This is a genomic window from Draconibacterium sp. IB214405 (assembly GCF_033963885.1).
Classification (GTDB): Bacteria; Bacteroidota; Bacteroidia; order Bacteroidales; family Prolixibacteraceae; genus Draconibacterium.
The window spans coordinates 484,543-507,006 of record NZ_JAXBMA010000002.1 but is presented as its reverse complement, the minus strand read 5'-3'; the positions used below and the strand labels follow the sequence as shown (position 1 = coordinate 507,006).

Sequence of the window (22,464 nt, the reverse complement as noted above, 5' to 3'; positions counted from 1 at the left end):
TATAATTTGAATGCTCGTATCGCGTAATTAATGAACTGGTTGAAAAAGAGGCTGCCAAAAAATAGCAGCCTCTCTATTTTTCAAACCAATTCTAATTCTTGATTATCAGCCAACCGTGTTATTATGCCAGGTATCTTCATTACAAGTTCACCTGATAGCCATAACACAAAAATGCTGATGTTGTACTATCTATGCAATCACCATTAATAACCGGAATTTTGAGTCAGATTCGGATTACGTTGCAATTCGTTTAACGAAATCGGGAATACTAAATCGGTTTCTTTAAAAGTAGCACCAGCTGCGTTCTGTGCGCCAATCAAATCAACATAAGTAACACTTCCTTTTTCTGTTTCAGAGATAACCGGGAATTTCTGAGTGCGTACACAATCATCCCAGATTTTGAATTCCAAAGCAAATTCACGCAATCTTTCCGTCCAACATGCTTCAATAAAATCCTGACTCGACAAACTCAACAATTCAGTTTTTATTTCTGCTACCGTTTTACCTTCAGTGTTGGCACGTACCTGAATTTCTGCCAAATATGTAGCAGCCTCATCGGTTACACCTTCAGTTTGAGCAATTGATTCAGCATAATCCAAATATGCCTCTGCCAATCGATAGAAGTTCCAGTCTTTTGTTCCGATACCGGTGTTCAACAAGGCATCTTCATCAAAATAATACCAGCAACCGGCTTGTCCTTCCGGAGCAGTCCATGTTTTATCATTTGTAGGGTTGGTATATTCCCAGTGAAAAAACTGGTTTGGCTGAATACGAAGATCGTTCTCATCATAAACATTCAGGAAACGGTCGATCGGGCCGTACGTTCTTTCAAAAATTGAATAAGTTCCGAAAACAGCTGTTGCCGACGATGTAAATGCATAAGTTGTTCTCCATGAGCTATTCGCAATACCCGCATCGTATTCCAGGCTATAAATTACCTCACCCAGATCATCGGTAGTGCGTAATTGATTGTATGCACTGTTTTCTGCCAAATCGCTGTTAGCTGTTAACGAATGAGGAGAATCGATAACCATTTTAGCGTAGGTTTTAGCATTGGCATAATCGCCCTGGTAAAAATATACATCGGCCAAGGCCATTGCAGCCACATACTTTGTAATACGGTGTCCGTTTGATGCAAAAGTTTGTGCAGGCAGGTCGTCTACAGCATCAAGCAAATCTTTCTCAATTTGTGCGAAAACAGTGGCTGCTGCAGTTCTTTCCGGATATAAATTCTCTAAGGTTGCAGGCTCCAGCAATAAAGGAACATCGCCAAATGTTTTAACCAAATAGAAATAGTTGAATGCTCTGAAGAATTTAGCCTCAGCAATTAAAGTTCTTGCAACACTTTGACTCATTTCAATACCGGGAATGCTGGCAATTGCATTGTTAGCCACATTAATTGTGCGGTAACTGTTGTCCCAAATATCGTCTGAAGTCCCGGATATTTCATTTGTATTTGCCTGGCGGGTAAGCAAACGTGAATATTTACACACTACTTCCTGACCTTCGTAACTATTGGTAAAATAACCTGTTAACATTCCAAAAATGGAAGATTTAGAGCCAATATATGCACTTGATGCATGTGCAATCCGGATTGTTGCTCCGGTGCGGTACAAATAGTTTACGTTTTCGGTTGCCTGAGATTCGGTTTTGTAATAATCCACATCGGTAAGAGATGATTTTGGACTTTCTTCCAGAAACTCGTCGCATGAGGTCAACGCAAAGACCCCTACTAATAAGAATAATATTATCTTTTTCATGATCGTTCTAATTTAATTCATTAAAAAGTTACGTTTACACCAAACGTCCATGTTCTGGCTCTCGGATAAGAGAAGAATGTCATGTTTTGTCCAAACTGGTTACTTCCCTGCGATGTTGATTCAGGATCGTAACCGTTAAAATCGTCGGAACATAACAAGAATGCATTGTTCACATTCGCATAAACTCTTAAGGCAGCAATACCCATCGACTGGCAATAGCCTGTAGGAACATTGTAACCAAACTGAATAAGGTTAGCTCTCAGGTAAGAACCATCGGCAATCCAGCCCGAATCAACTGTTGTATTTTGTCCGGCATGACCAGAGTTTGTCAGGTAAATAGCTTGCTGCATCGTAGTTGGATTTGTACCATCGTATGCATCGTAAAGAATGTTTGACAAACCATTGGTAATACCAAAACGGTCGTAAGTTGAGTGGTAAAACTGTTGCAGAGTTTCAACACCCCATACAAATTGCAAGTCAACTGTTAAATCGAAGTTTCTGTACGAGAAAGTATTGATAAAACTACCTGTCCAATCGGGCATTCCCTTACCAATAATTTCTTTTTCGGTTGTACGTTTAGCTCTACCCACCTGATCCAGGTCGCACTCGCCTGCTTCATAATCCTCTTCGGTATACACGCCAAGTCGTTTATAACCGTAGAAACTACTCAGGTTCTCGCCAACACGTAAAATACTCTCTGAACCTCCAACCCAGTAGTTCATTTCAATATCTTCGTCGTTGTCGCCAAGACTCAGAATTTCGTTTTTATTGTAGTTGAGATTTAATGTAGAGTTCCATGTAAAATCGGCAGTGCTAACCGGTGTAGCATTCACCATCATATCAAGTCCCTGGTTTTTCACAGATCCAATATTCTTGAAGATCGAGCTAAAACCTGAAGATGTTGGCAGAGGTGTATCGAGCAATAAGTCGGTTGTTTTCTTGTAGTAGTACGACATGTCGAGATTGAGTTTATTATCAAATACACCCAAGTTTACACCAAAGTCCCATTGCGCTGTTTTTTCCCATTTCAAATCAGGGTTGGCAAACGAGTTGATGTATGAATACGGCGAACGTGAACCATCCATCAATATGGTTCCGGAACTAACAGAAGCCAACGAATTGTATGGGCCAATTTCAGAGTTACCGGTTATACCATAGCTGGTATGCAACTTAAGCATGTCAATAAGTTCGCTGTCTTTCAGGAAGTCTTCCTGCGACACATTCCAGGCTAAACCTGCTGATGGGAAAAACGCATATTTATTATTCTCACCGAATTTTGAAGAACCATCATAACGGCCTGTTACTGTTGCCGAATATTTGTCTTTAAGGGTATAAGCAACTCTTAAAAAGTAAGAGTTCATTGCCCAATCGTTGTAACTTGATGATGGAGAAGATGGATTTGTTCCTGCTCCCATATTGTACCATTCGTAGAAGTCATCGCTAAATCCTTCAGTACGCGAACGATCCCAGTTATAGGTACGTTTCTGCCACGAAAGACCGGCCATTGCGTTTAATCGGTGGTCACCCACTACCTTTTTGTAAGTCAGGTAAGTTTCCTCCTGCCAGTAAAAAGTATTGGTGTGTTGTATATCGGCCCAACCGTTTGGCATTGAAATGTTATTTAACGAAATAGATGAATAACCTTTGTAAGTTTTGTTATGGTTGTCGATACCAAACTGAGTTTTCAGATCCAATCCTTCCATCAGGTGGAATGTTAAAGCAGCGTTTCCAAAGATTTGAGTATTGTAATTCATCCTTTTCTGCAAATCCAAAATCATTGCCGGATTTGACATCCCTTCGAATCCGAATGTATCAGACAACGAAGAAGTAGAAGAAGTAGTGTAATTACCATCGGCATCTCTAACGGGCAACCAGGGTAACATCTCAATCATTGTACGACGTGCATCTTGTCCACCACCGGTTTCAGGAGTGTAACGTCCCCACGAGTGGTTAACCATTAAATTTACTCCGGTAGATAACCATTTTGTAGGTTCGCCATCATACGTAAGTTTTGCATTTACCCTTTTGCTGTATGTGTTATTCACAACTCCCTGCTGGTCGGTATAGTTCAGGAATGCACCGGTTGATGAGCTTTTACCGGCCTGCTGAATATTTAACTGATGATTGTGAGAAATAGCCGTTCTTGTGGCTTCTTTTTGCCAGTTGGTATCGTATAAAGGATTACCTTGTGCATCGAAATAATTTAGGTCGGTAAACCAATCGGTACGGTCAAGCGACCAGTCATACCCCATGTAGTTATTCTCATTTTCCAAACCGATCATAAAAGCGTCGGTCCATTCCTGCGCATTCAAAACATCCATGTAACGGGCAACTGAGCTAACTCCAACTGATCCCTGGTAGCTTACTGTAGTTCCTTCAGCTCCTGTTTTTCCACGTTTGGTAGTTACCAAAATTACACCGTTTGCACCACGTGCACCGTAAATAGCAGTTGCCGAGGCATCTTTTAATACTTCAATACTTTCAATGTCGTTCGGATTCATTAAACCAAAATTCTCCATTACAACACCATCAACAACATATAACGGATCGGATGAAGAGTTGATAGTAGACATACCACGAATTACAACACGGCTTTGGTAGGCACCCGGCTGCGATGAATTGGAATAAATATTAACACCCGAAGCTTTACCTCTTAAGTTATCAAGCGGGCTAAAACTCTGAGCTTTGATTAACTCCTCGCCTTCGGTTTTCGAAATTGAACCGGTTACATCCTGCTTACGCAAAGTACCGTAACCAATGGCAACTACTTCTTCAATACCAATGGTTTCTTCCTCCATTGTGATATTTATAACAGCTTTACCGGCAATGTCTACTTCCTGAGTTTTCATACCCACAAAAGAAAACTGTAACACATCGGAATCAGAAACACTACTTAACGAATACTCACCGTTCGTATTGGTTACTGTTCCATTCGATGTTCCTTTAACAATAACAGTTACTCCCGGCAAAGGCTGTCCTCCGGCGTCGGATACAATACCTGAAACACTTTGTTGCTCGCTCCGCACACTAATGTTCCCGGCGCTTTCGCTATCCAACTCCGACGGATAAAGCATAATATGCCTGTCGTAAGTTACGTAGCTTACATCGGTCCCATCAAATACGGCATTAAGAATTTCATCGATTTTTTGATCATTCAGATCGACTGATACCTTTCGGTCCATATCAATCAATTCGGAACTATAGGCAAAATGAAATTCCGTTTGTTTCTCAATCTCCTCAAGCACTTCAACAACTCTTTTGTTGTGCATTGCCAGAGTAAGTTTGGTTGATTGACTGTAAACACTAGCAGAAACTTGCATTAGTCCAACCATTAAAAACAAAAATGTTAGTTTCATAAGCTTTAAGCTTTTACTCCAAAACGAAGGCATACCCCTTCCTTGGATTAAGATTTTTTTCATAGTTTTACATTGATTTAAATTATAAATTAATTTACCGTTTGCCGATGGTAAATGAGGGCCGGAAGTGTTGCCGCACTTTCGGCTTTTTTTATCTCGACAATTCTCTTACTTTTTCTTGATCTAGTTTAAATACAATTACATTATTCTCTTGTTTAGTTTTTATCGGGGCGATTTTTTCCATTATACTGATTATCTCATCAAGCGGCTCATTCTTAATCGAGAACGTAAAATGAAAATCCTTTAGCTCCTCAGCATATTCGAACTCTTGATTGTATCGCTTCTCCAGCCGTTTCACCACCTCTGCAAGCGGTTGATTATAGATATTCAGTATTCCGTCTTTCCACGAGGTATATCTCATTGTATTAACTTCACTGATATTCAACTGGCTGTTTGACTTTACGAATGAAGCTCTTTCTCCAGGGCTTAAGAAATACTGAAACGAGGGTACTTCCGGACTTAAAAGCTGAACTTTCCCCGATTCCAATACCACATCAATATTCTCGGATTCGGGATAAGCCGCAACATTAAATTTTGTTCCGTGAACCTTAACCTGTATCTCTCCGCTATTTACCACAAACGAAAGATCTTCGTTTTTTTGCACCTCGAAATAAGCTTCACCTTCAAGTTTCACATCGCGGTTGCCTTCTGCAAAGCGGTTATTGTAGGCAATTTTCGATCCGGAATTCAACCAAACCATCGAGCCATCGGGCAGTTTAACTTTCGATACCTGGCCGTTTTCAGCTTCAATCTCTGAATACCATGTTTCCTTCTGGTTATTTGTAGAGAAGATGTAAGCTCCTCCTCCCAGACTCAGCACAAAAAAGAAGATGGCGGCAACCCGAATAAACAGGTTCACCTTATCGGAATACTGCCATCTTTTGAAACTTTTTTGCAACATTTGATCTTGAATATTCAGCCAGCTTTGTTCACTTCCCTCGGGAAGCGACTTATTCTCCTGACTCTTATTCCATACTAACCTAGAACTATTAAAAACTTTGCGATTCTCTTTTACTCGAAGCCACTTCAACAAATGCATCTGCTCGGTTGCCGATGCCCGCCCCTCAAAATATTTATCTATTATCTCTTTCATGTTGTATTCTGATAGGAGTACACAAAAAGTGTAAAAACCCTACCTCCTTTTATTAAATTTATTTTCAATGATTTTTTCCGAACAGCAGAATTGCTGTTTTTTTAGACACTTACCACCAATATATTTTCCTGTTAGTCCAGCAACAGTGTAATTAGAATGATGAGCATCGGGTATTGACCGATCAGTTTTTTACGAATCTGTTCTTTGGCTTTGGCAACATGCTTTTCAACCATTTTTATGCTGATACCAATTTCTTCAGCTACTTCTTTTTGTTTCCGTCCTTCGATTTTACAGAGTTTAAATACCTGTTTCATTTTATCGGGCAACTCTTCAACTGCGACCTGAAATGACTCAACAAGCTGCTCCTCCATACTTTTCTCTTCTTTTCCTAAAAAATCGATCTGATAGAGGTACTGCAGTTCACTTATTTCTTCCAACTCCAGAGAAAAAGTAGTCTTCTCCAATTTCTCATTTCGTAGAAAATTAAGGCAGTTATTCCGAAGGATTACAAAAAGGTAGCTTTCAACAGACTGATCTGTTTTTATAGAATTTCGTTTTTCCCAAAGCGTAATAAAAGTTTCCTGAATGAGGTCTTCAATTTTATTATCGTCGGAAACAAACAACTTACAATATCCTTTGAGACGGGGATAGAGCAAACGGAATACGTCTTTAAAAGCTGACGGATCCCCTTTTTTTAGGTTATAGCTAGTTTGAATGTCGAACATAGATCGTAGTTAGTTAGTGCCACAAATAAAAGAAATTTATACGACACTTAAAATCAACGTTGTGTGTTTTTTAAAACAAAAAAGGCTCTGCAAATCGTGCAGAGCCCTTATCTATAGTCGTTTATATCTTAGAGACATTTTTTACTTGAACCGTTCGGGTTTCCGGTAACTTCCCAGGTATTCCCTGAATTTAGCAGGTCATCAACGCAAGTTACTTTACGTGTTTGTTGTACTTCCTTAATTTGTGCCTCCATTTCCATATCGTAAACCGGAGCCGGTACCGCACGAATTACACCAAAAGCTACAGGAAAATCAGGTAAAGCCATGTTAATCAATGCCAAATGCAATGTAGGATCAACTTCAGTTGCATCGTGCACAAGAATATCGGCTTCTGTTACACCGTTCTCGCCAAGCTTAACCACTTTTAGTTTACCGTTTTCGAATACCAAACCTTTTTCGTTCTCGGCACCAAACAGCATTGGTTTTCCGTGCTCAAGAATCAACTGACGGTCAGCCCGGTGATTTGGATCGGTAATCGCAGTGTGAATTCCATTGTTAAAGATCACACAGTTTTGTAATACCTCAACAACCGATGTTCCCTTGTGCCCGGCAGCCTTTTCAAGTACCGACTGGCTCAATTTCAGGTTACCATCGATTGAACGCGCATAAAACGAACCGCGTGCACCAAGCACAAGTTGCCCCGGTACAAATGGATCTTCAACAGTTCCGAAAGGTGATGTTTTACTCACAAAACCACGGTCGGAAGTTGGTGAATACTGTCCTTTTGTTAATCCGTAAATACGGTTATTGAACAGCACCACATTAATATCAATGTTTCTTCTGATCAGGTGAATAAAGTGGTTACCTCCAATTGCCATTGAGTCGCCGTCGCCGGTCATTACCCAAACGCTAAGTTCAGGATTGGCAGCTTTCACACCCGAAGCAATTGCAGTTGCACGCCCGTGAATGGTGTGGAAACCAAAAGTATTCATGTAATATGGGAAACGCGAAGAACAACCAATTCCTGAAATCACAGCGAACTTCTCTTTTGGAATTCCCATTCCGGCCATTGTTTTTTGTACGGCGTTAATAATGGCAAAGTCGCCACATCCCGCACACCAACGTACCTCGTTCTCGCTTTTAAAATCTTTTATCGTATATTTTACATCAGTCATTGCTTAGTCCTCCAAAAGTTTAGTGATACTTTCTTTTAATTCTCCTACAGTAAAAGGCAAACCTTTTAACTTGTTGGCCTGATGGTAGGTGAACTCAGGCAACTCATTTCGCAAATATGAAGCAAACTGACCAAGGTTCAGCTCACAAACAATAATCTTTTTGAATTTGCTGAACACTTCTTTAGTATTCTTTGGAAGCGGTTTGATGTAATTAAAATGAGCCAGGCTAACATTTTTGCCGGCCATTCTCAATTCGCGAACAGTACTTGCGGTATGACCAAAAGTACCACCCCAGCTTACAACCAATACATCGCCTCCTTCTTCATCGCCACAAATTTCCAAATCAGGAACCAAGTCAACAACACGTTGAACTTTTTCCTCTCTGATTTCGCTGTTCACCTGGTGATTCTCCGGATCGTGACTCACAGTTCCGGTAACATTCTTTTCTAATCCACCAATACGGTGTTCGAAACCTGCCATTCCCGGAATGGCCCATTCGCGTGCCAATGTTGCAGCATCGCGTCTATAAGCTTGAAATTCTTCGCTGTCCGATGCCATTCTTGGAGTAATAGTTGGCATTTCGGCCATTGATGGAATTTTCCATGGTTCGCTACCGTTTCCTAAGAAACCATCGGTAAGTAAGATAACAGGAACCATTCTTTCAAGAGCAATTTTTGATGCCATAAAAGCATAATGGAAACAGTCTGATGGCGTACTGGCTGCCAGCACAACAACAGGACTTTCACCGTTACGTCCGTAAAGCGCCTGCATTAAATCCGACTGCTCGGTTTTTGTTGGTAATCCGGTTGACGGACCACCACGCTGAACGTTTACAATAACCAGTGGCAACTCGGCCATAACAGCCAATCCAATCGCCTCACCTTTTAGTGCCAGCCCCGGACCTGAAGTGGTAGTAATTGCCAAATCGCCGGCAAACGAAGCACCAATTGCCGAACAAATACCGGCAATCTCATCTTCGGCCTGGAATGTTTTTACACCCAGGTCTTTTCGCTGCGACAATGCAGTTAGAATATCGGTAGCCGGAGTAATTGGGTAAGAACCAAGAAACAGTTCCAATCCTGCTTTTTCGGCAGCTGCCAAAAATCCCCACGCTGTGGCATGGTTACCATTTATGTTTCGATACGTTCCGTTTTCAATAGCGGCCGGGTGTACCAGGTAACTCGGAGTCATGTGTTGCATGGTTAAACCGTAGTTATAACCATCATGTAACACCTTTATATTTGAATCAACAACAACCGGTTTCTTTTTAAATTTGTTGCGAATAAACTCCTCAACATATTCCAGTGGTCGGTTAAACATCCAACACACCAAACCCAGTGCAAACATGTTCTTGCTTCGAAGTACACTTTTGTTATCCAATCCAAAATCTTTCAAACCTTCAGCTGTTAGACTTGAAATTGGAACCGGGATTTTAAAGAAATCATCCAGGTTGCATTCTGCAAATGGATCATCAGTTTGAAAATTTGCCTTTTTCAAATTCTTTTCTGTAAACGAATCGGAGTCGTAAATAATAGTACCTCCGGGTTCCATAAAACGTGCATTCGCTTTAATCGCAGCCGGATTCATAGCAATAAGTACGTTAGCATTGTCACCCGGTGTGTTAATTTGCTTTTTACCAAATTGTACCTGGAAACCAGAAACGCCCCCAACTGTACCTTGTGGTGCACGTATTTCTGATGGATAATCAGGAAATGTAGAAATGTCATTTCCCAGAATCGCAGAAGTATCGGAAAACAAGGTTCCCGTAAGCTGCATTCCATCGCCGGAATCACCTGAAAACCTAATGGCAACTTCTTCCAGTTCGATTACTTTAGTTTCTTTCATCTCATTTAAATTTTTAGCTTTAAGCTGTATCCGATGTACCTCGTTTTTCATCTCACTCCGTTGTGCGAAAAACTATTCAAACGCGTTACATCTCTAAAAAATTTGATTTCTGTTTCGAAAAACACAACTGCTTATTTTGTACACAGCCCTGTTTTTCAATTTATCACTATTTTATCTTAAGTCCGAATAATTCATAAAAAAAACGACTCCAAAACTACTAAATCATAATTTCAGAACCGGTTTTCATCAAGGTCGATCTACATAATACAAAGCAAATGTAACCATTATTTAATAAGATTTGAATGACTTCTGTGATAGTTTTTTGGTTTTCTTATTTTTGTAATCTATTTAAAACCAATTCAGATAATGGCAATTATAAGAGAACTTAAAGATAAGACTCCAAAAGTTGGAAAAGACTGCTTTTTGGCAGAAACAGCAACACTTATTGGCGATGTTGAAATAGGCGACAATTGTAGCATTTGGTACAGTGCGGTACTCCGTGGTGATGTGCATTACATTAAAATCGGTAACAACACAAACGTGCAGGACAATGCAACAATTCATGCCACCTATCAGAAAAGTCCGACTAACATTGGCAACAACGTAACTATTGCGCACGGTGCTATCGTGCACGGTTGTACCATTAAAGACAATGTAATGATTGGAATGAACGCCGTGGTACTTGACAATGCAATAATTGAAAGCAATTCGATAATTGCTGCCGGCTCGGTTGTAACTAAAAATACACGTGTTGAATCGGGCAGTGTTTATGCAGGCGTTCCGGCTAAAAAAGTCAAAGATATCAGCCCCGAACTGTTGCATGGCGAAGTTGAACGAATTGCGAATGCCTACCATATGTATTCCAGCTGGTACAAGTAAAAATGGAAGACGGGAGAAGGAAGTAGTAAGAAAAGTCAAATAAAAACCAAAAATTAGAATAATGAAACCAACCTTACTCATACTGGCTGCCGGAATGGGAAGTCGTTTTGGAGGCCTAAAACAGGTTGAACCTGTTGGCCCGAATGGAGAAGCAATTATCGATTACACCATTTTCGACGCTATTCGCGCCGGTTTTGGCAAAGTAGTTTTTGTAATTCGAGAAAGCTTTGCCGATGCCTTTAAAGAAAAGTTTGATGCAAAATTAAGTGGTAAAATCGATGTGGAATATGTTTACCAGGAACTGGATAATTTACCTGACGGATTTACACTACCCGAAGGACGTGAAAAACCCTGGGGAACAGCGCACGCTATCCTTGTGGCTAAAAACGTTATTAACGAGCCTTTCTGTGCCATTAATGCCGACGATTTTTACGGCGAGAAAGCTTACCGTGTTATGGCCGATTTCCTGAATAATTCAGTACAGGAACAAACATTTTCGATGATTGGCTACCACCTTAAAAATACCTTATCGGAGCATGGATCGGTTTCGCGTGGAATGTGCACATTGAACGAAAACGACAACCTGGTAAAGATTGTTGAAACACACAACATATTCAAAAAAGAAGATGCTGCCGCTATCGTTGCTGAAGATGGATCGGAAACTCCTTTGACAGGAAACGAAAGAGTATCTATGAATTTCTGGGGATTTCATCCATCAGTATTTACTGCCCTTGAAAATAAATTTGTAAAGTTCCTCGAGACCGAGATCGACAAGCCAAAATCGGAAATGTACATCCCTTCTGTTGTTTTTGAGATGATTGAAGACAACGAAGTGGAGGTAAAAGTTCTTGAGGCAAATTCGCCATGGTTCGGCGTAACCTACAAAGAAGACAAACCGGTAGTGGTAAATAAAATCAACACATTAATTAAAGACGGTGTATATCCGCATAAACTCTGGAATTAACACAACATCATTTTACAAAGCAGGTAAATATCCTTTACCTGCTTTGTATTTTTAATAATCACTAAATCAATATATGACGAATTTAATAAGTATCGCTCAGCATTTTCAGCTTGAAGCAGAAATAAAAGACATTAAACCATTGGGTGAGGGTTTTATAAACGACACCTTTATAATTACAACCACAAACAACGGCCCCCGATATATTTTACAACGGAAAAACAAAAACATCTTCTCTCCCATCCCGTCAATGATGGAGAATATTCAGAAAGTTTGTTCGCACATTAAAACAAAAGTTGTTGCAGCCGGTGGCGATCCTTTGCGCGAAGCAATGACAATCATTCCAACAAAAGATGAAAAGCTGTATTTTCTTGACGATGAAGAGGAATTTTGGGCCGTTTGTCTTTTTATCGAGGACACCATCGCTTACGAAGCTGCAGAAACTCCTGAGCTGGCTTATGCCGGTGGTAAAGGCATTGGCAAATTCCAGTCACTTGTAGCCGATTTAAAAGAGCCGCTGGTTAATATCCTTCCGGGATTTCACGATATTGCTTACCGCTATAAACAGTGGGACGAAGTGCTGGCAAAAGATCCGGTTGGAAGAAAAGAATTGGTAGGCGAAGAAATTTCGTGGATTGAAAGCAGAAAAGCGGAAATGTTGGCCTTTTGGGAACTGGTAGAAAATGGAGAAATTCCAACACGTATCAGCCACAACGACACCAAAATAAACAACATTCTATTCGATAAAAAGGGTGAAGTTCTTTGTGTTATCGATTTGGACACCGTACTCAGCAGCACCGTTCTAAACGACTTTGGCGATGCCATGCGTTTTTACACCAACACCGGTTTAGAAGACGACACCAACCTCGACAATGTTTCGATGGACATGGAAATCTTCAAGGCTTTTGCCAAAGGTTATTTGGAAGAAACGGCCTCATTTTTAAGCCCGAAAGAAATTGAATACCTGGCATTCTCGGCACGGTATATTACCTACGAGCAAGTGCTTCGATTTCTGATGGACTATATTGACGGCGATAACTATTACAAAACAAAATCCGAAGACCATAATTTGGTTCGCACACGTGCACAATACAAACTATTACAAAGTATGGAGGAGCAGTTTTCGGAAATGGAAGATTTTGTAAAATCGTGCGTTACTGAATTAAAAAATTAACAGAATTATATTTTAGAGGTGAACCGTTTTCGCGTTCACCTCGCTTCCCATAAACAGAGCGGCTTTACTTTCGAAAGTAGCTGCCGACTCAGTTGTTTGGTACTCCAAACTTCCTTCTTTCGACAAGCGTTGCTCCATCTCAGGATGGCGTTTCAAATAATCAACAAGCTTCTCGGCTACAATTGCCCCCTGGTTCAAAATACTTACGTTTTCGGGTACATATTTTTTTATCAGATCGATTAACAAAGGATAATGCGTACAACCAAGAATCAGCGTGTCAATCGATTGATCTTTGGCTAAAATGGCGTCAATATTTTTATGCACGAAATAATCAGCGCCTTCATTTTCTATTTCATTATTTTCAACCAGTGGCACCCACATTGGGCAAGCTTCCTGAACAGTTGACTTCACTCGACCTTCCGACCATTTTTCCAACTCTATCGGATACGATTCAGATACCACGGTACCAACTGTTCCCAGCACTCCAACATGACCGTTTTTTGTTATTTCTGCTACCTTCTCCACACTGGGACGGATTACACCCAACACACGATTATCGGGAGCAATGTGCGGCAAATCCAACATTTGAATATTGCGTAGTGCCTTTGCAGAAGCAGTATTACAAGCGATAATCACCAACGGGCATCCCTGTGCAAAAAGGTATTTCACAGCTTGCAAAGTATAATCGTAAACAACGTCAAACGATCGGGTTCCGTAAGGTGTTCGGGCATTGTCGCCAAGGTATAAAAAGTCGTTTTCAGGCATCGACTTTATCAGTTCCTTTAAAACTGTAAGGCCACCATACCCGGAATCGAAAACTCCAATTGGAGAGGATTTCATAAAAATTAGTCTTTTATCGTTCTAATGACAAATCGTAGGATTGTTTGTAATATTTCCCAAGATTCGACCAGTCGAAATGCATCGATGCTTCCTCGCATTTATAACGTAAAGCAATCCTGTCGCGTCGTGAAAGATTTACAAACTCAAATAACATGTTTGCCAGTTCTTCTGCAGCGCGCTGAAAATTCCCGTCAGTTCTGTCAATAATATACATTCCTTTTTCATCATGGTCCGGAATATTGTTTTGTACATAGTCGCCAAAACCGGCCAGGTTACTTGTAACCGATGGTAAACCACTGGCCAAACATTCAAGCGGAGTGTATCCCCATGGTTCGTACAAACTTGGGAATATTCCGAGGTGACAACCACGCACAAACTGCGTGTAATCCATTTTAAATAATGGGTTCGTTGTTGAAATAAAATCCGGATGATATACGATTTTCACTTTATCGTGACGGTTATTTACCAAATTCGACGTGCGCAAGAAATTCAGAATTTCGTCTTTAGCATCGTCAACCAGTGTGTGTGTAACAATCTTTGGCAAGTTTTGCGTTTTCCAGCTTTGTACGTTTCGCCGTAACTTTAATCTCAGGTAATCATCAACCAAAGCTTTTAAATCGGGGAATTCGTATGCGCCGGTTGCTGCAGTTATTTCTTTGTAAAGGCGGTCGCCCACCTGCTTTTGAATTTCTTCTACAACTCGCGCTACGTCCTCAATTTGGGCTTTCGACTGCAACACCTCGGGATTAAAAGAATAAAACGGGCGTTTGGTTATGAAGAACGAAACCACCGTCATATCGGTTCCGGCCTGCTGCATTTTCCAGTTTAAGCGAGCCAGTGCTTCTAGCGTAAGATCGTAACCTTTATTCTGATATTCGTAGCGGCCTGAAGTGAAGAAATAAAGCGTTTTATCCAAGTCGAATGAATAACTCTGAAAAAAGTGCCCCATTACAAATTCATGAATCTTCTTCTTAATTTGTACGTGTTGATTCTGAACTTCATGTATGGCTTCAAAACGTTCAATATTCAAACCGTTTGGCAGAAGCAGGTCCGGTGTTCGTCCGAGTAAATACGTACATTCTTTGGCCGTTACTTCGCTCACGGTGGTAAAAACATGGGCACCATGTGCCGAAGCCCGTTCGATTTGGGCAATTGGTAACACATTGAACTTGCGTGCTTCTTCCTCCCAGTTATAAAACGGAAGGTGGCTGTAAAACTCATGGTCGTTCATTGCCAGGTATCTGCCCAGTAAAGTTGCATGCGTTGTAAAAACAGTTTTAATGTTCAGGTTCGATTTCCTGATTCCGGGAATTGGAATACCGGCCATCCACTCGTGGAAGTGCGCAATTACATTCGAATCGCAAACTCCGGTTCCGCAGAGGTAATGGAAAAACTCTTTTACCTGGAATCCGAAAGCTGCTACTTTATCCAGCAATTCGTCTCCTTCAGGAACTGAAATATTATAATCTTTGAAAAGATAATATCGAATTTCTTCCAATTTGTCGTAAACCGAATAAGGGTTAAACAGCACTACGTTTGGACGTCCGGAAACAATCCATTGACCGTAATACACCTCGAATCCGCGTGATTGCATTTCAAGAACAGCTTTTCCGATAGGACTCGAAAAATCGGTTGCCGGATCAAAATGGGCAGCGGCTTGTTCAGCAAAATAAGGCCCGATAAGAAAATAATTTTGATGCCCCCATTTTTTCATCACGGTCGGCACTTTCGAGCGAATTACCGTATAAATCCCTCCTACCTGGTTACAAACCTCCCAGGCAATTTCAAATAATGTAGGCTTATCTATATGCTCCTGCTGTTCGTTCTCCTTTTTTAACTTCGCTGCCATCATATGTTTATTTTAGTTAGATCTCTGGTTTTCATCGTGTTCCGTATCATCCGAGCAATCGATTATACGGATAGTTTTGAGTTCAATAAATATAGTTTTTATCTATTATCAATCCAATATGTTTTAAAATAAAAAGCCCTGTAAATGGCTTTCCTTGAATAGACAAAGGCTATAAAAAGGCTGTAATAAGGTAATCCTCAAATCGATACTCTTTTGTGTAACCAACTTTTCTACTGTTACTTAAATATTATGGCATAAAAAAGGGACACGCTTTTCAGCGTGTCCCCATTACTAAAATTTATTCATATGAAAATGGTGCTAATTCACACCTGTGCGAACATCCCATAACATTTGTTTACCCCACAAACGATCTTCTACCTGATCCCAGAAAGGTTTAATGTTTTCAGTATTCAGGTTGTATTCGTTGGTTGGATATGGCTGTCTGAAAGGCGGACGGCTGTGACCGATATAGAAAGCATCCGGTGCTGCTGCCAACAACGGAACATCAGTTCTACGTGTTTCGGCCCAAGCTTCCTGACCATTTTTAAACAGTGAAATCCATTTCTGAATATAAATCTGATCCATATCATCGCCATAAGCAATTTCGTCCTGAGCAAGGTAAGCCTCGATATCTGCTGTGGCAATTCCGTTTTCTGACAACGAAGCCGTAATACCGGCCTTGTATGCATCTTCGGCAGTTGTTCCAACGCTGTAACCTCTTGCTGCAGCTTCAGCAACGATAAAGTTAACTTCAGCAAAGTTCATGTATGGAGAAAATCCGGCAGCATCTTCACGGAAACGTGCTCCCATTCGTGAAATATCGCTCATGCTGAAACTTCCAAGTTCGGCACCAACAATTACACCACGATATTCGCCATCGCTCTGAGCTGGTTTTGCATAAACCGGCAGACGAGGATCATTAAAAGCAATTAATTGATCGATCAGTACATCAGCCACACCGTGGTCGTCACGGGCACTAACTTCTTTGTTCGAGTAAAATGGCTCGTAATATGGATCGGCACCTGACCAGTAGAAATAAGCATTCTCGTCGTTTGATGCAATAACAGGATAAGTTGAAGGATTACCGGTGATTTGCTCAATTACACTTTTTGCAGTAGCTGCGTCGGCATCCATTAAACGACAAGCCATACGTAAACGTAAGCTGTTTGCAAATTTTTGCCACAAACCGGTATCGCCGCCAAATAAAATGTCGCCGCTACCCAATGCATCGCTGGCACCCTGATTAAACATAGTGTTAGCTTCTTCCAACATCGCCATCAAAGCAGGATAAATTTCCTCTTGAGTTTGGTAAGCTGGCGACAACACTCCTTCTTCTGCACCCAAAGCGTCAGTGAATGGAATGTCTCTCCACATATCGGTAGCAATTAACCAGATATAAGCACTGTAAGTTGTTGCTGCTGCAACCATATTTACATCACCGGCTTCTTCTGATTGAGTAATTACCTGTTTCAGGTTTTGCTGATTACGGTAAACAGTAGCAAAATACGAGTTAAAAGTTCCTTCCCTGAATTCGTAAATCGACTCTTCAGGATACTGAATTTTACCAACCTGGTTTGAATATCCCAGCGTTCCGGCACCAATGGCAGAAAGGCTAAAAGTATTCGATGTAAAGTTATTCAATACATATGCCATAATGTTGGTTGCCGGCACAGTAGTCGGATTATTCGGGTCGGTGTTAATATCTTCGTAATCACCGGTACACGATACTATCGCCGCAATAAGCAACAGCACGATACTAAATTTTATATTTTTAAATTTTAACATGATGTTTCAGTTTTAATAGTGAACAGAATTAAAATGTAACACTCAATTTGAATCCTAAGTTACGGGTTGCAGGAAGCTGGTATTGCTCAATACCCATACCTGACTCGGTTGTACCGAAAGCTGTTTCAGGATCGATTCCAACATCGTTGGATTTATGTGTCCACAGAATGGCCATGTTACGACCAACAAACGAGATATTGGCACTTTTGATAAAATCAACTCTATCAAGTAAGCTTGCAGGAAGTGTGTAACCAAAAGTTACTTCGCGAAGTTTAACAAAGCTACCGTCAATCATACCGGTTTTTTCAATTCCCCAGTATCTTTCGTAGTAATCCTGTGCTGAAACAACGATGTCGTTTGTACTTCCGTCAGCTTTAACAACAGTTTCGTCTTTTAATACGTCCTGACCAACAACAACACCAACCTCGCGGATATTGTACCCTTCAGCACCTTCGCGCGAAGCCATTTGTGCAGTTTCTTCAGTAACACCCGACATACCACCAAACCAATCAGTAACAGAGAAGATATCTCCTCCCATACGCATGTCGATAAGGAAACTGGCGTTAAAGTTTCTCCAGCTGAAAGAGTTGTTAATACCACCAATCCAGTCAGGCATTACATTACCAACAATTTCCGGAGCTGATCCGGGAGTTGGCAAACCGTTCGAAGCAACTACGATATCGCCGTTGTCGTTTCTGTTGTATGAATAAGCTTTGATCACACCAAATGCCTCACCAGGAATTGCTTCGATGGTAACAGCACCCCACGAACTACCGATCTGGTATTTTGCAAGGTCGGCATATAATTCGTTAACTGTGTTTTTGTTTTTCGCCCAGTTCAGAACAACTTCCCAGTTCAAACCTTTTTTCGATTTCAGTACCTGACCGATCAACTCCAACTCAACACCACTGTTTTCAATCTCACCGGCATTAATCATTACTGCATCGTAACCGGCTGCATCGCTGATGTCAACCTGCATAATCTGGTCTTTGGTTACTTTATCGTAGTAAGTAGCGTTCAATCCTAATCTGTTGTTGAAGAAACGCAGTTCTGTTCCTAACTCCATCGACACAACTTTCTCCGGTTTCAAACCAGTTGGCGGTAGTGTTACAGGCAAGCGGAAAGGAGTGGTTCCATCGTATGGAGAGTTTGATACGTATGTCATTGACAACTGATAAGGATTAGTTGCATTACCTACCTGCGCCCAACTTGCTCTTAATTTTGCAAACGAAAGGATGTCAGATTTAATAGGCAGTGCCTCGGTTGCCAAAAAGCTCATTGTTGCTGATGGGTAGAAGAATGACCAGCTATCGGCTGGAAGAGTAGAACTCCAGTCGTTACGTCCGGTTAAATCTAAATACAACCATTTTTTATAATCGAATGATACCGAACCGAAAACAGAGTTCGATTGCAAATCACTGTCGTACTGAGAAACACTTGGATTTCCGCTTACGTTACCGATTGTGTACAAATCAGGTACAGTTAACGAGCTTGCTGAGAAACGAGAGTAATGACGGTTATAATCGCGATAGTTAGCACCAACCGTACCGTTCACACCAAAGTCGCTTGTAATTTGTTTATTGAAGCTGAAGATTAAATCTGCATTTAACTCGTGCTGGAATGTTTGTGCCTGCGAGAATTCTCCACCGGCCTGTACTCCGTTTGAACCATCGGCAGCAACTTGTTTTGTAAACAAGTGGAACCAGTCAACACCCAAACGTCCCATTACGCTTAACCAAGGGGCTAATTCGTAATCCAATGTCATGTTACCGTAAATACGGTCTTTCTGCATCGCGTTGGTATTTTTATTCACAGTCCAGTAAGGGTTGTTATGGTAGTTGGTATTCCAGTTGTATGGATTACCATGCATGTTATAAGTATCCCAGTTCTCTTTCAGCGAGTTCATGTTTACCTGACGGCCAAACCATCCACCAATCGACTGCATAACGTTATTTGCAGTATATCCCTGGCTCGGAATATTATCCGATTTTGTTTGCGTATAAGTGATCGATCCCTGAGCAGTAAGTTTATCAGTTGCAGTAATTGTACTATTTAAACTTGCTGTTGTGCGGTCCATGTCGGTGTTAGGAATTGTTCCTGTTATATCCTGACGCGATAAAAATAAGCGTGTCGCTCCTTTATCAGTGGCAGTCTGCATTGAAATACTGTTATCAACTGTAACACCTGTTTCAAAAAAGTCTTTTACGTTGTTTGGTTGCGAAACCCATGGAGTTTTTTGGTATGCACCATCAACTACAGGACTATCGAACTGCGACAATTGCAAACCGATATCCAAACGAGGTCCCCACGATTCATCCATAAAATCGTAAACACCACCACCATTACCGTCAACATACTTAAATCCGTAAGTATCCGACCAGTCCTGGTAGCTCATATCAGTTCCTGAATTGTTGTAGTAATACTCAGAAGCTGAATATCCCTGACCATATTTATCCTGGTAGTTAGGAATAACATAAGCATCGCTGAAAGTTACACTTGAGTTCAACTGAACTTCGAAACCTTTACCTTTTTTAGCTTTTTTAGTGGTGATAAGTACCACACCGTTTGCAGCGTTCATACCGTAAAGTGCAGCAGCGTTAGCACCTTTCAGCACAGTGATCGATTCGATGTTTTCAGGAGCAATGTCAGAAGCACCGTTACCATAGTCAACACCACCCCACTGGCTTACTGAAGAACCGTAGTTACTGATTGGCACACCGTCAACTACAAACATAGGCTGGTTGTTGCTGAATGAGCTGTTACCACGGATTGTGATTCGCGATGAACCACCGATAGCACCAGTTGCACTTGTTACCTGAACACCGGCAATTTTACCTGACAGTGAGTTTACAATGTTCGGATCTTTTGCTTTGGTCAGCTCGTCTCCAGAAACTTCCTGAACCGCATAACCCAGTGCTTTCTTTTCTCTCGAAATACCAAGAGCCGTTACAACCACTTCGTCAACCGCAATGTTTTCACTCTCCATAGCAGCGTCAACAACTGTTTGTCCGGCAATTTCAACCTCAAGAGTTTGCATTCCCACAAATGAAAAAACTAATGCAAGAGCATCATTTGGGACTTTTAACGTGTAATTTCCGTCGATATCGGAAATTGTTCCAGTAGTAGTACCTTTTACGGAGATTGAAACTCCCGGTATACCCATTCCGTCTTCTTCAGACGTTACCGTACCTGTTATTATTTTGGTTTGTGCCTGTACAAGGCTTACCATAAATAACAAATACGCAAAAATTAGCGTAATTTTTTTCATAGAAGTAATTTATTTTAAGTTCGCAATAAATATTCCTCACAATTTGAAGCATCGTGCATGTCAATTTGATCGTTAGATTTCATTTTGACACCCTTCTTGCACTTATGCCGACATTTTGTAATGACATTTACAATACTACTACTTCACCTATGCTTTTTTTATAACATAGGTCATAATTAATGTGTATCACACTGATTTAGTGCATCTTGGAAAAAGCACACAATAACTAAACAATAAATACTTCTAAAACTTTGTCTGTTGAATGACAAGGATTTGAGTGATTCTGTTAAACAATATGTTTGTATTAACGAATTATTAAAAGAATGTAAAAAGGAACCTTAAGCACTACGTTAAATTACATTCTGTTCTAAATAACAAATTATCACTTACAATTATAAAGAAAAACCAGACTTTACGTTGCAGTTAACGACTGAGATGAGGGCATATTTACGGTGTAAACAGGACTTGATTAATGGGGATGATACAAAAAAAGCCGCTTATCTTTCGATAAACGGCTTTCAATATTTTTTGAAATTAAGCTTCTTACTGAATACCTAATTTAGCTTTTACCAACGGTAGAACATCAACGCTCTGGTTCGATTTGTAAAGAATTGTTCTGTTACTAACGCCTGAGTCGAAAACATAAATCAGACCTTGTTCTTTAGCCACCTCTTCAATCGCTTTTTCTGCTTTGTCGAAAACAGGGCCTAAAAGTTCTGCTTGTTTTTGCTGTACCTGCTGTTGAGCAGTTACCTGGTAATTCTGAATACGTTGTTGTACATCCTGAATTTCAGCAATTTTTGCATTTCTTTTAATATCTGATGCTTCTTCTCCCAATGCCTCAAACTCTGCAAGTTTTGTTTGGTAATCCTTCTGCATTTCGCCAAGAATTTCTTCTAATTCACCCTGAAACGTATTAAACTCAGCTTCAGCAGCGGTTCTTTCAGGCATTACTTGTACCAAACCCTGAAGATCGATGTGGCCGAATTTTAAAGTTTGTGCATTGGCAGCTGTATATGATGCTACAGTGATCACTAGCACTGCCATTAATTTCATTAAATTTCTCATAATCAATGTGGTCTTAATTTTTGCTTGCAAATATAGTATTTAATACTAATTATTAGTTAAAATGAACAACTGTTTTGAATTGAATCATTCTATATAAAAACGGAAACTTTTATCTATTTATAGCCCAGTTTTCTTAACACTTCGTCGCTTAAATCGTAGCGCGGATTTGTGTAAAACAACGTGGCATCGCCCGACTTATCAAAAATAACTGCGTAACTACCATCGGTGGCAATTTCCTGAACGGCATTAAAAATATCGTCCTGAATAGGTTTAATCAATCCCTGGCGTTTTTTAAACAGGTCGCCACTTGGGCCAAAGTATTTACGTTGTAAGGTTTTATAGTCTTTTTCTTTTGTAATGATCACATCCTCGCGTTTGCGTTTCATATCTTCTGACAGCAAAACACTTTCTGCCTGAAAATCCTGGTACATCTGTTCAATTTCAGCATGCATCGACTCCAGCTCCTTTTGGTATTGCGACGATAACTGGTTGAGTTGCTCCTGGGCAGCAGTAAACGATGGAATGTTTTCCATAATATATTCCGAATCGATAAATGCGTATTTCTGCGCATTAGCAAATAATGTAACTGAAAGTATTACTGCAATCGATAAAATAATTTTCTTCAT

At 40.5% G+C, this 22,464-nt stretch carries 15 protein-coding genes; 3 read left to right on the top strand and 12 right to left on the bottom strand.

All coding sequences use genetic code 11. The features are described 5' to 3' along the window. Positions 1-203 precede the first annotated feature (203 nt). The 6 genes from SLH46_RS08530 to SLH46_RS08505 form a co-directional block, all read right to left on the bottom strand. Positions 204-1,760, bottom strand: a complete 1,557-nt coding sequence (locus SLH46_RS08530) for a RagB/SusD family nutrient uptake outer membrane protein (RefSeq protein ID WP_320280749.1) — start codon at positions 1,758-1,760, stop codon at positions 204-206. 20 nt (positions 1,761-1,780) lie between these two features. Beyond that, complete coding sequence (locus SLH46_RS08525; RefSeq protein ID WP_320280748.1) at positions 1,781-5,116, bottom strand: TonB-dependent receptor; 3,336 nt, start codon at positions 5,114-5,116, stop codon at positions 1,781-1,783. A gap of 151 nt (positions 5,117-5,267) precedes the next feature. Further along, entirely contained in the window at positions 5,268-6,269 is a 1,002-nt protein-coding gene (locus SLH46_RS08520) for a FecR family protein (protein ID WP_320280747.1), read from the bottom strand. Positions 6,270-6,400: 131 nt separating this feature from the next. Further along, positions 6,401-6,994 (bottom strand): RNA polymerase sigma factor, encoded by a 594-nt coding sequence (locus tag SLH46_RS08515; RefSeq protein ID WP_320280746.1) that lies wholly within the window; start codon positions 6,992-6,994, stop codon positions 6,401-6,403. A 128-nt stretch (positions 6,995-7,122) separates the two neighbouring features. Next, positions 7,123-8,169 carry a 2-oxoacid:ferredoxin oxidoreductase subunit beta gene (locus SLH46_RS08510; RefSeq protein WP_320280745.1) on the bottom strand — a complete coding sequence of 349 codons (1,047 nt, stop codon included), beginning with the start codon at positions 8,167-8,169 and terminating at the stop codon, positions 7,123-7,125. A 3-nt stretch (positions 8,170-8,172) separates the two neighbouring features. Beyond that, a complete protein-coding gene (locus tag SLH46_RS08505) occupies positions 8,173-10,014 on the bottom strand; it encodes a 2-oxoacid:acceptor oxidoreductase subunit alpha (protein ID WP_320280744.1) in 1,842 nt (613 codons plus the stop codon). A gap of 366 nt (positions 10,015-10,380) precedes the next feature. On the opposite strand from SLH46_RS08505, the gene SLH46_RS08500 reads away from it, so the two are divergent. From SLH46_RS08500 to SLH46_RS08490, 3 genes are all read left to right on the top strand, one after another. After that, positions 10,381-10,893, top strand: a complete 513-nt coding sequence (locus SLH46_RS08500; RefSeq protein WP_320280743.1) for a gamma carbonic anhydrase family protein — start codon at positions 10,381-10,383, stop codon at positions 10,891-10,893. Positions 10,894-10,954: 61 nt separating this feature from the next. Continuing rightward, entirely contained in the window at positions 10,955-11,857 is a 903-nt protein-coding gene (locus SLH46_RS08495) for a nucleotidyltransferase family protein (protein WP_320280742.1), read from the top strand. 73 nt (positions 11,858-11,930) lie between these two features. Further along, positions 11,931-13,028 carry a phosphotransferase enzyme family protein gene (locus tag SLH46_RS08490; RefSeq protein WP_320280741.1) on the top strand — a complete coding sequence of 366 codons (1,098 nt, stop codon included), beginning with the start codon at positions 11,931-11,933 and terminating at the stop codon, positions 13,026-13,028. Between the two features lie 12 nt (positions 13,029-13,040). On the opposite strand, the gene murI is transcribed toward SLH46_RS08490, so the two are convergent. The 6 genes from murI to SLH46_RS08460 all read right to left on the bottom strand — a co-directional run bounded on the left by murI (position 13,041) and on the right by SLH46_RS08460 (position 22,464). Further along, complete coding sequence (murI, locus tag SLH46_RS08485) at positions 13,041-13,868, bottom strand: glutamate racemase (RefSeq protein WP_320280740.1); 828 nt, start codon at positions 13,866-13,868, stop codon at positions 13,041-13,043. Positions 13,869-13,881: 13 nt separating this feature from the next. Further along, a complete protein-coding gene (locus tag SLH46_RS08480) occupies positions 13,882-15,717 on the bottom strand; it encodes a glycosyltransferase (RefSeq protein ID WP_320280739.1) in 1,836 nt (611 codons plus the stop codon). Positions 15,718-16,035: 318 nt separating this feature from the next. Continuing rightward, positions 16,036-17,502, bottom strand: a complete 1,467-nt coding sequence (locus SLH46_RS08475) for a SusD/RagB family nutrient-binding outer membrane lipoprotein (RefSeq protein WP_320280738.1) — start codon at positions 17,500-17,502, stop codon at positions 16,036-16,038. Positions 17,503-17,530: 28 nt separating this feature from the next. Beyond that, a complete protein-coding gene (locus SLH46_RS08470) occupies positions 17,531-20,770 on the bottom strand; it encodes a SusC/RagA family TonB-linked outer membrane protein (RefSeq protein ID WP_320280737.1) in 3,240 nt (1,079 codons plus the stop codon). Between the two features lie 543 nt (positions 20,771-21,313). Further along, complete coding sequence (locus tag SLH46_RS08465; RefSeq protein WP_320280736.1) at positions 21,314-21,838, bottom strand: OmpH family outer membrane protein; 525 nt, start codon at positions 21,836-21,838, stop codon at positions 21,314-21,316. A gap of 113 nt (positions 21,839-21,951) precedes the next feature. Next, a complete protein-coding gene (locus SLH46_RS08460) occupies positions 21,952-22,464 on the bottom strand; it encodes an OmpH family outer membrane protein (RefSeq protein WP_320280735.1) in 513 nt (170 codons plus the stop codon).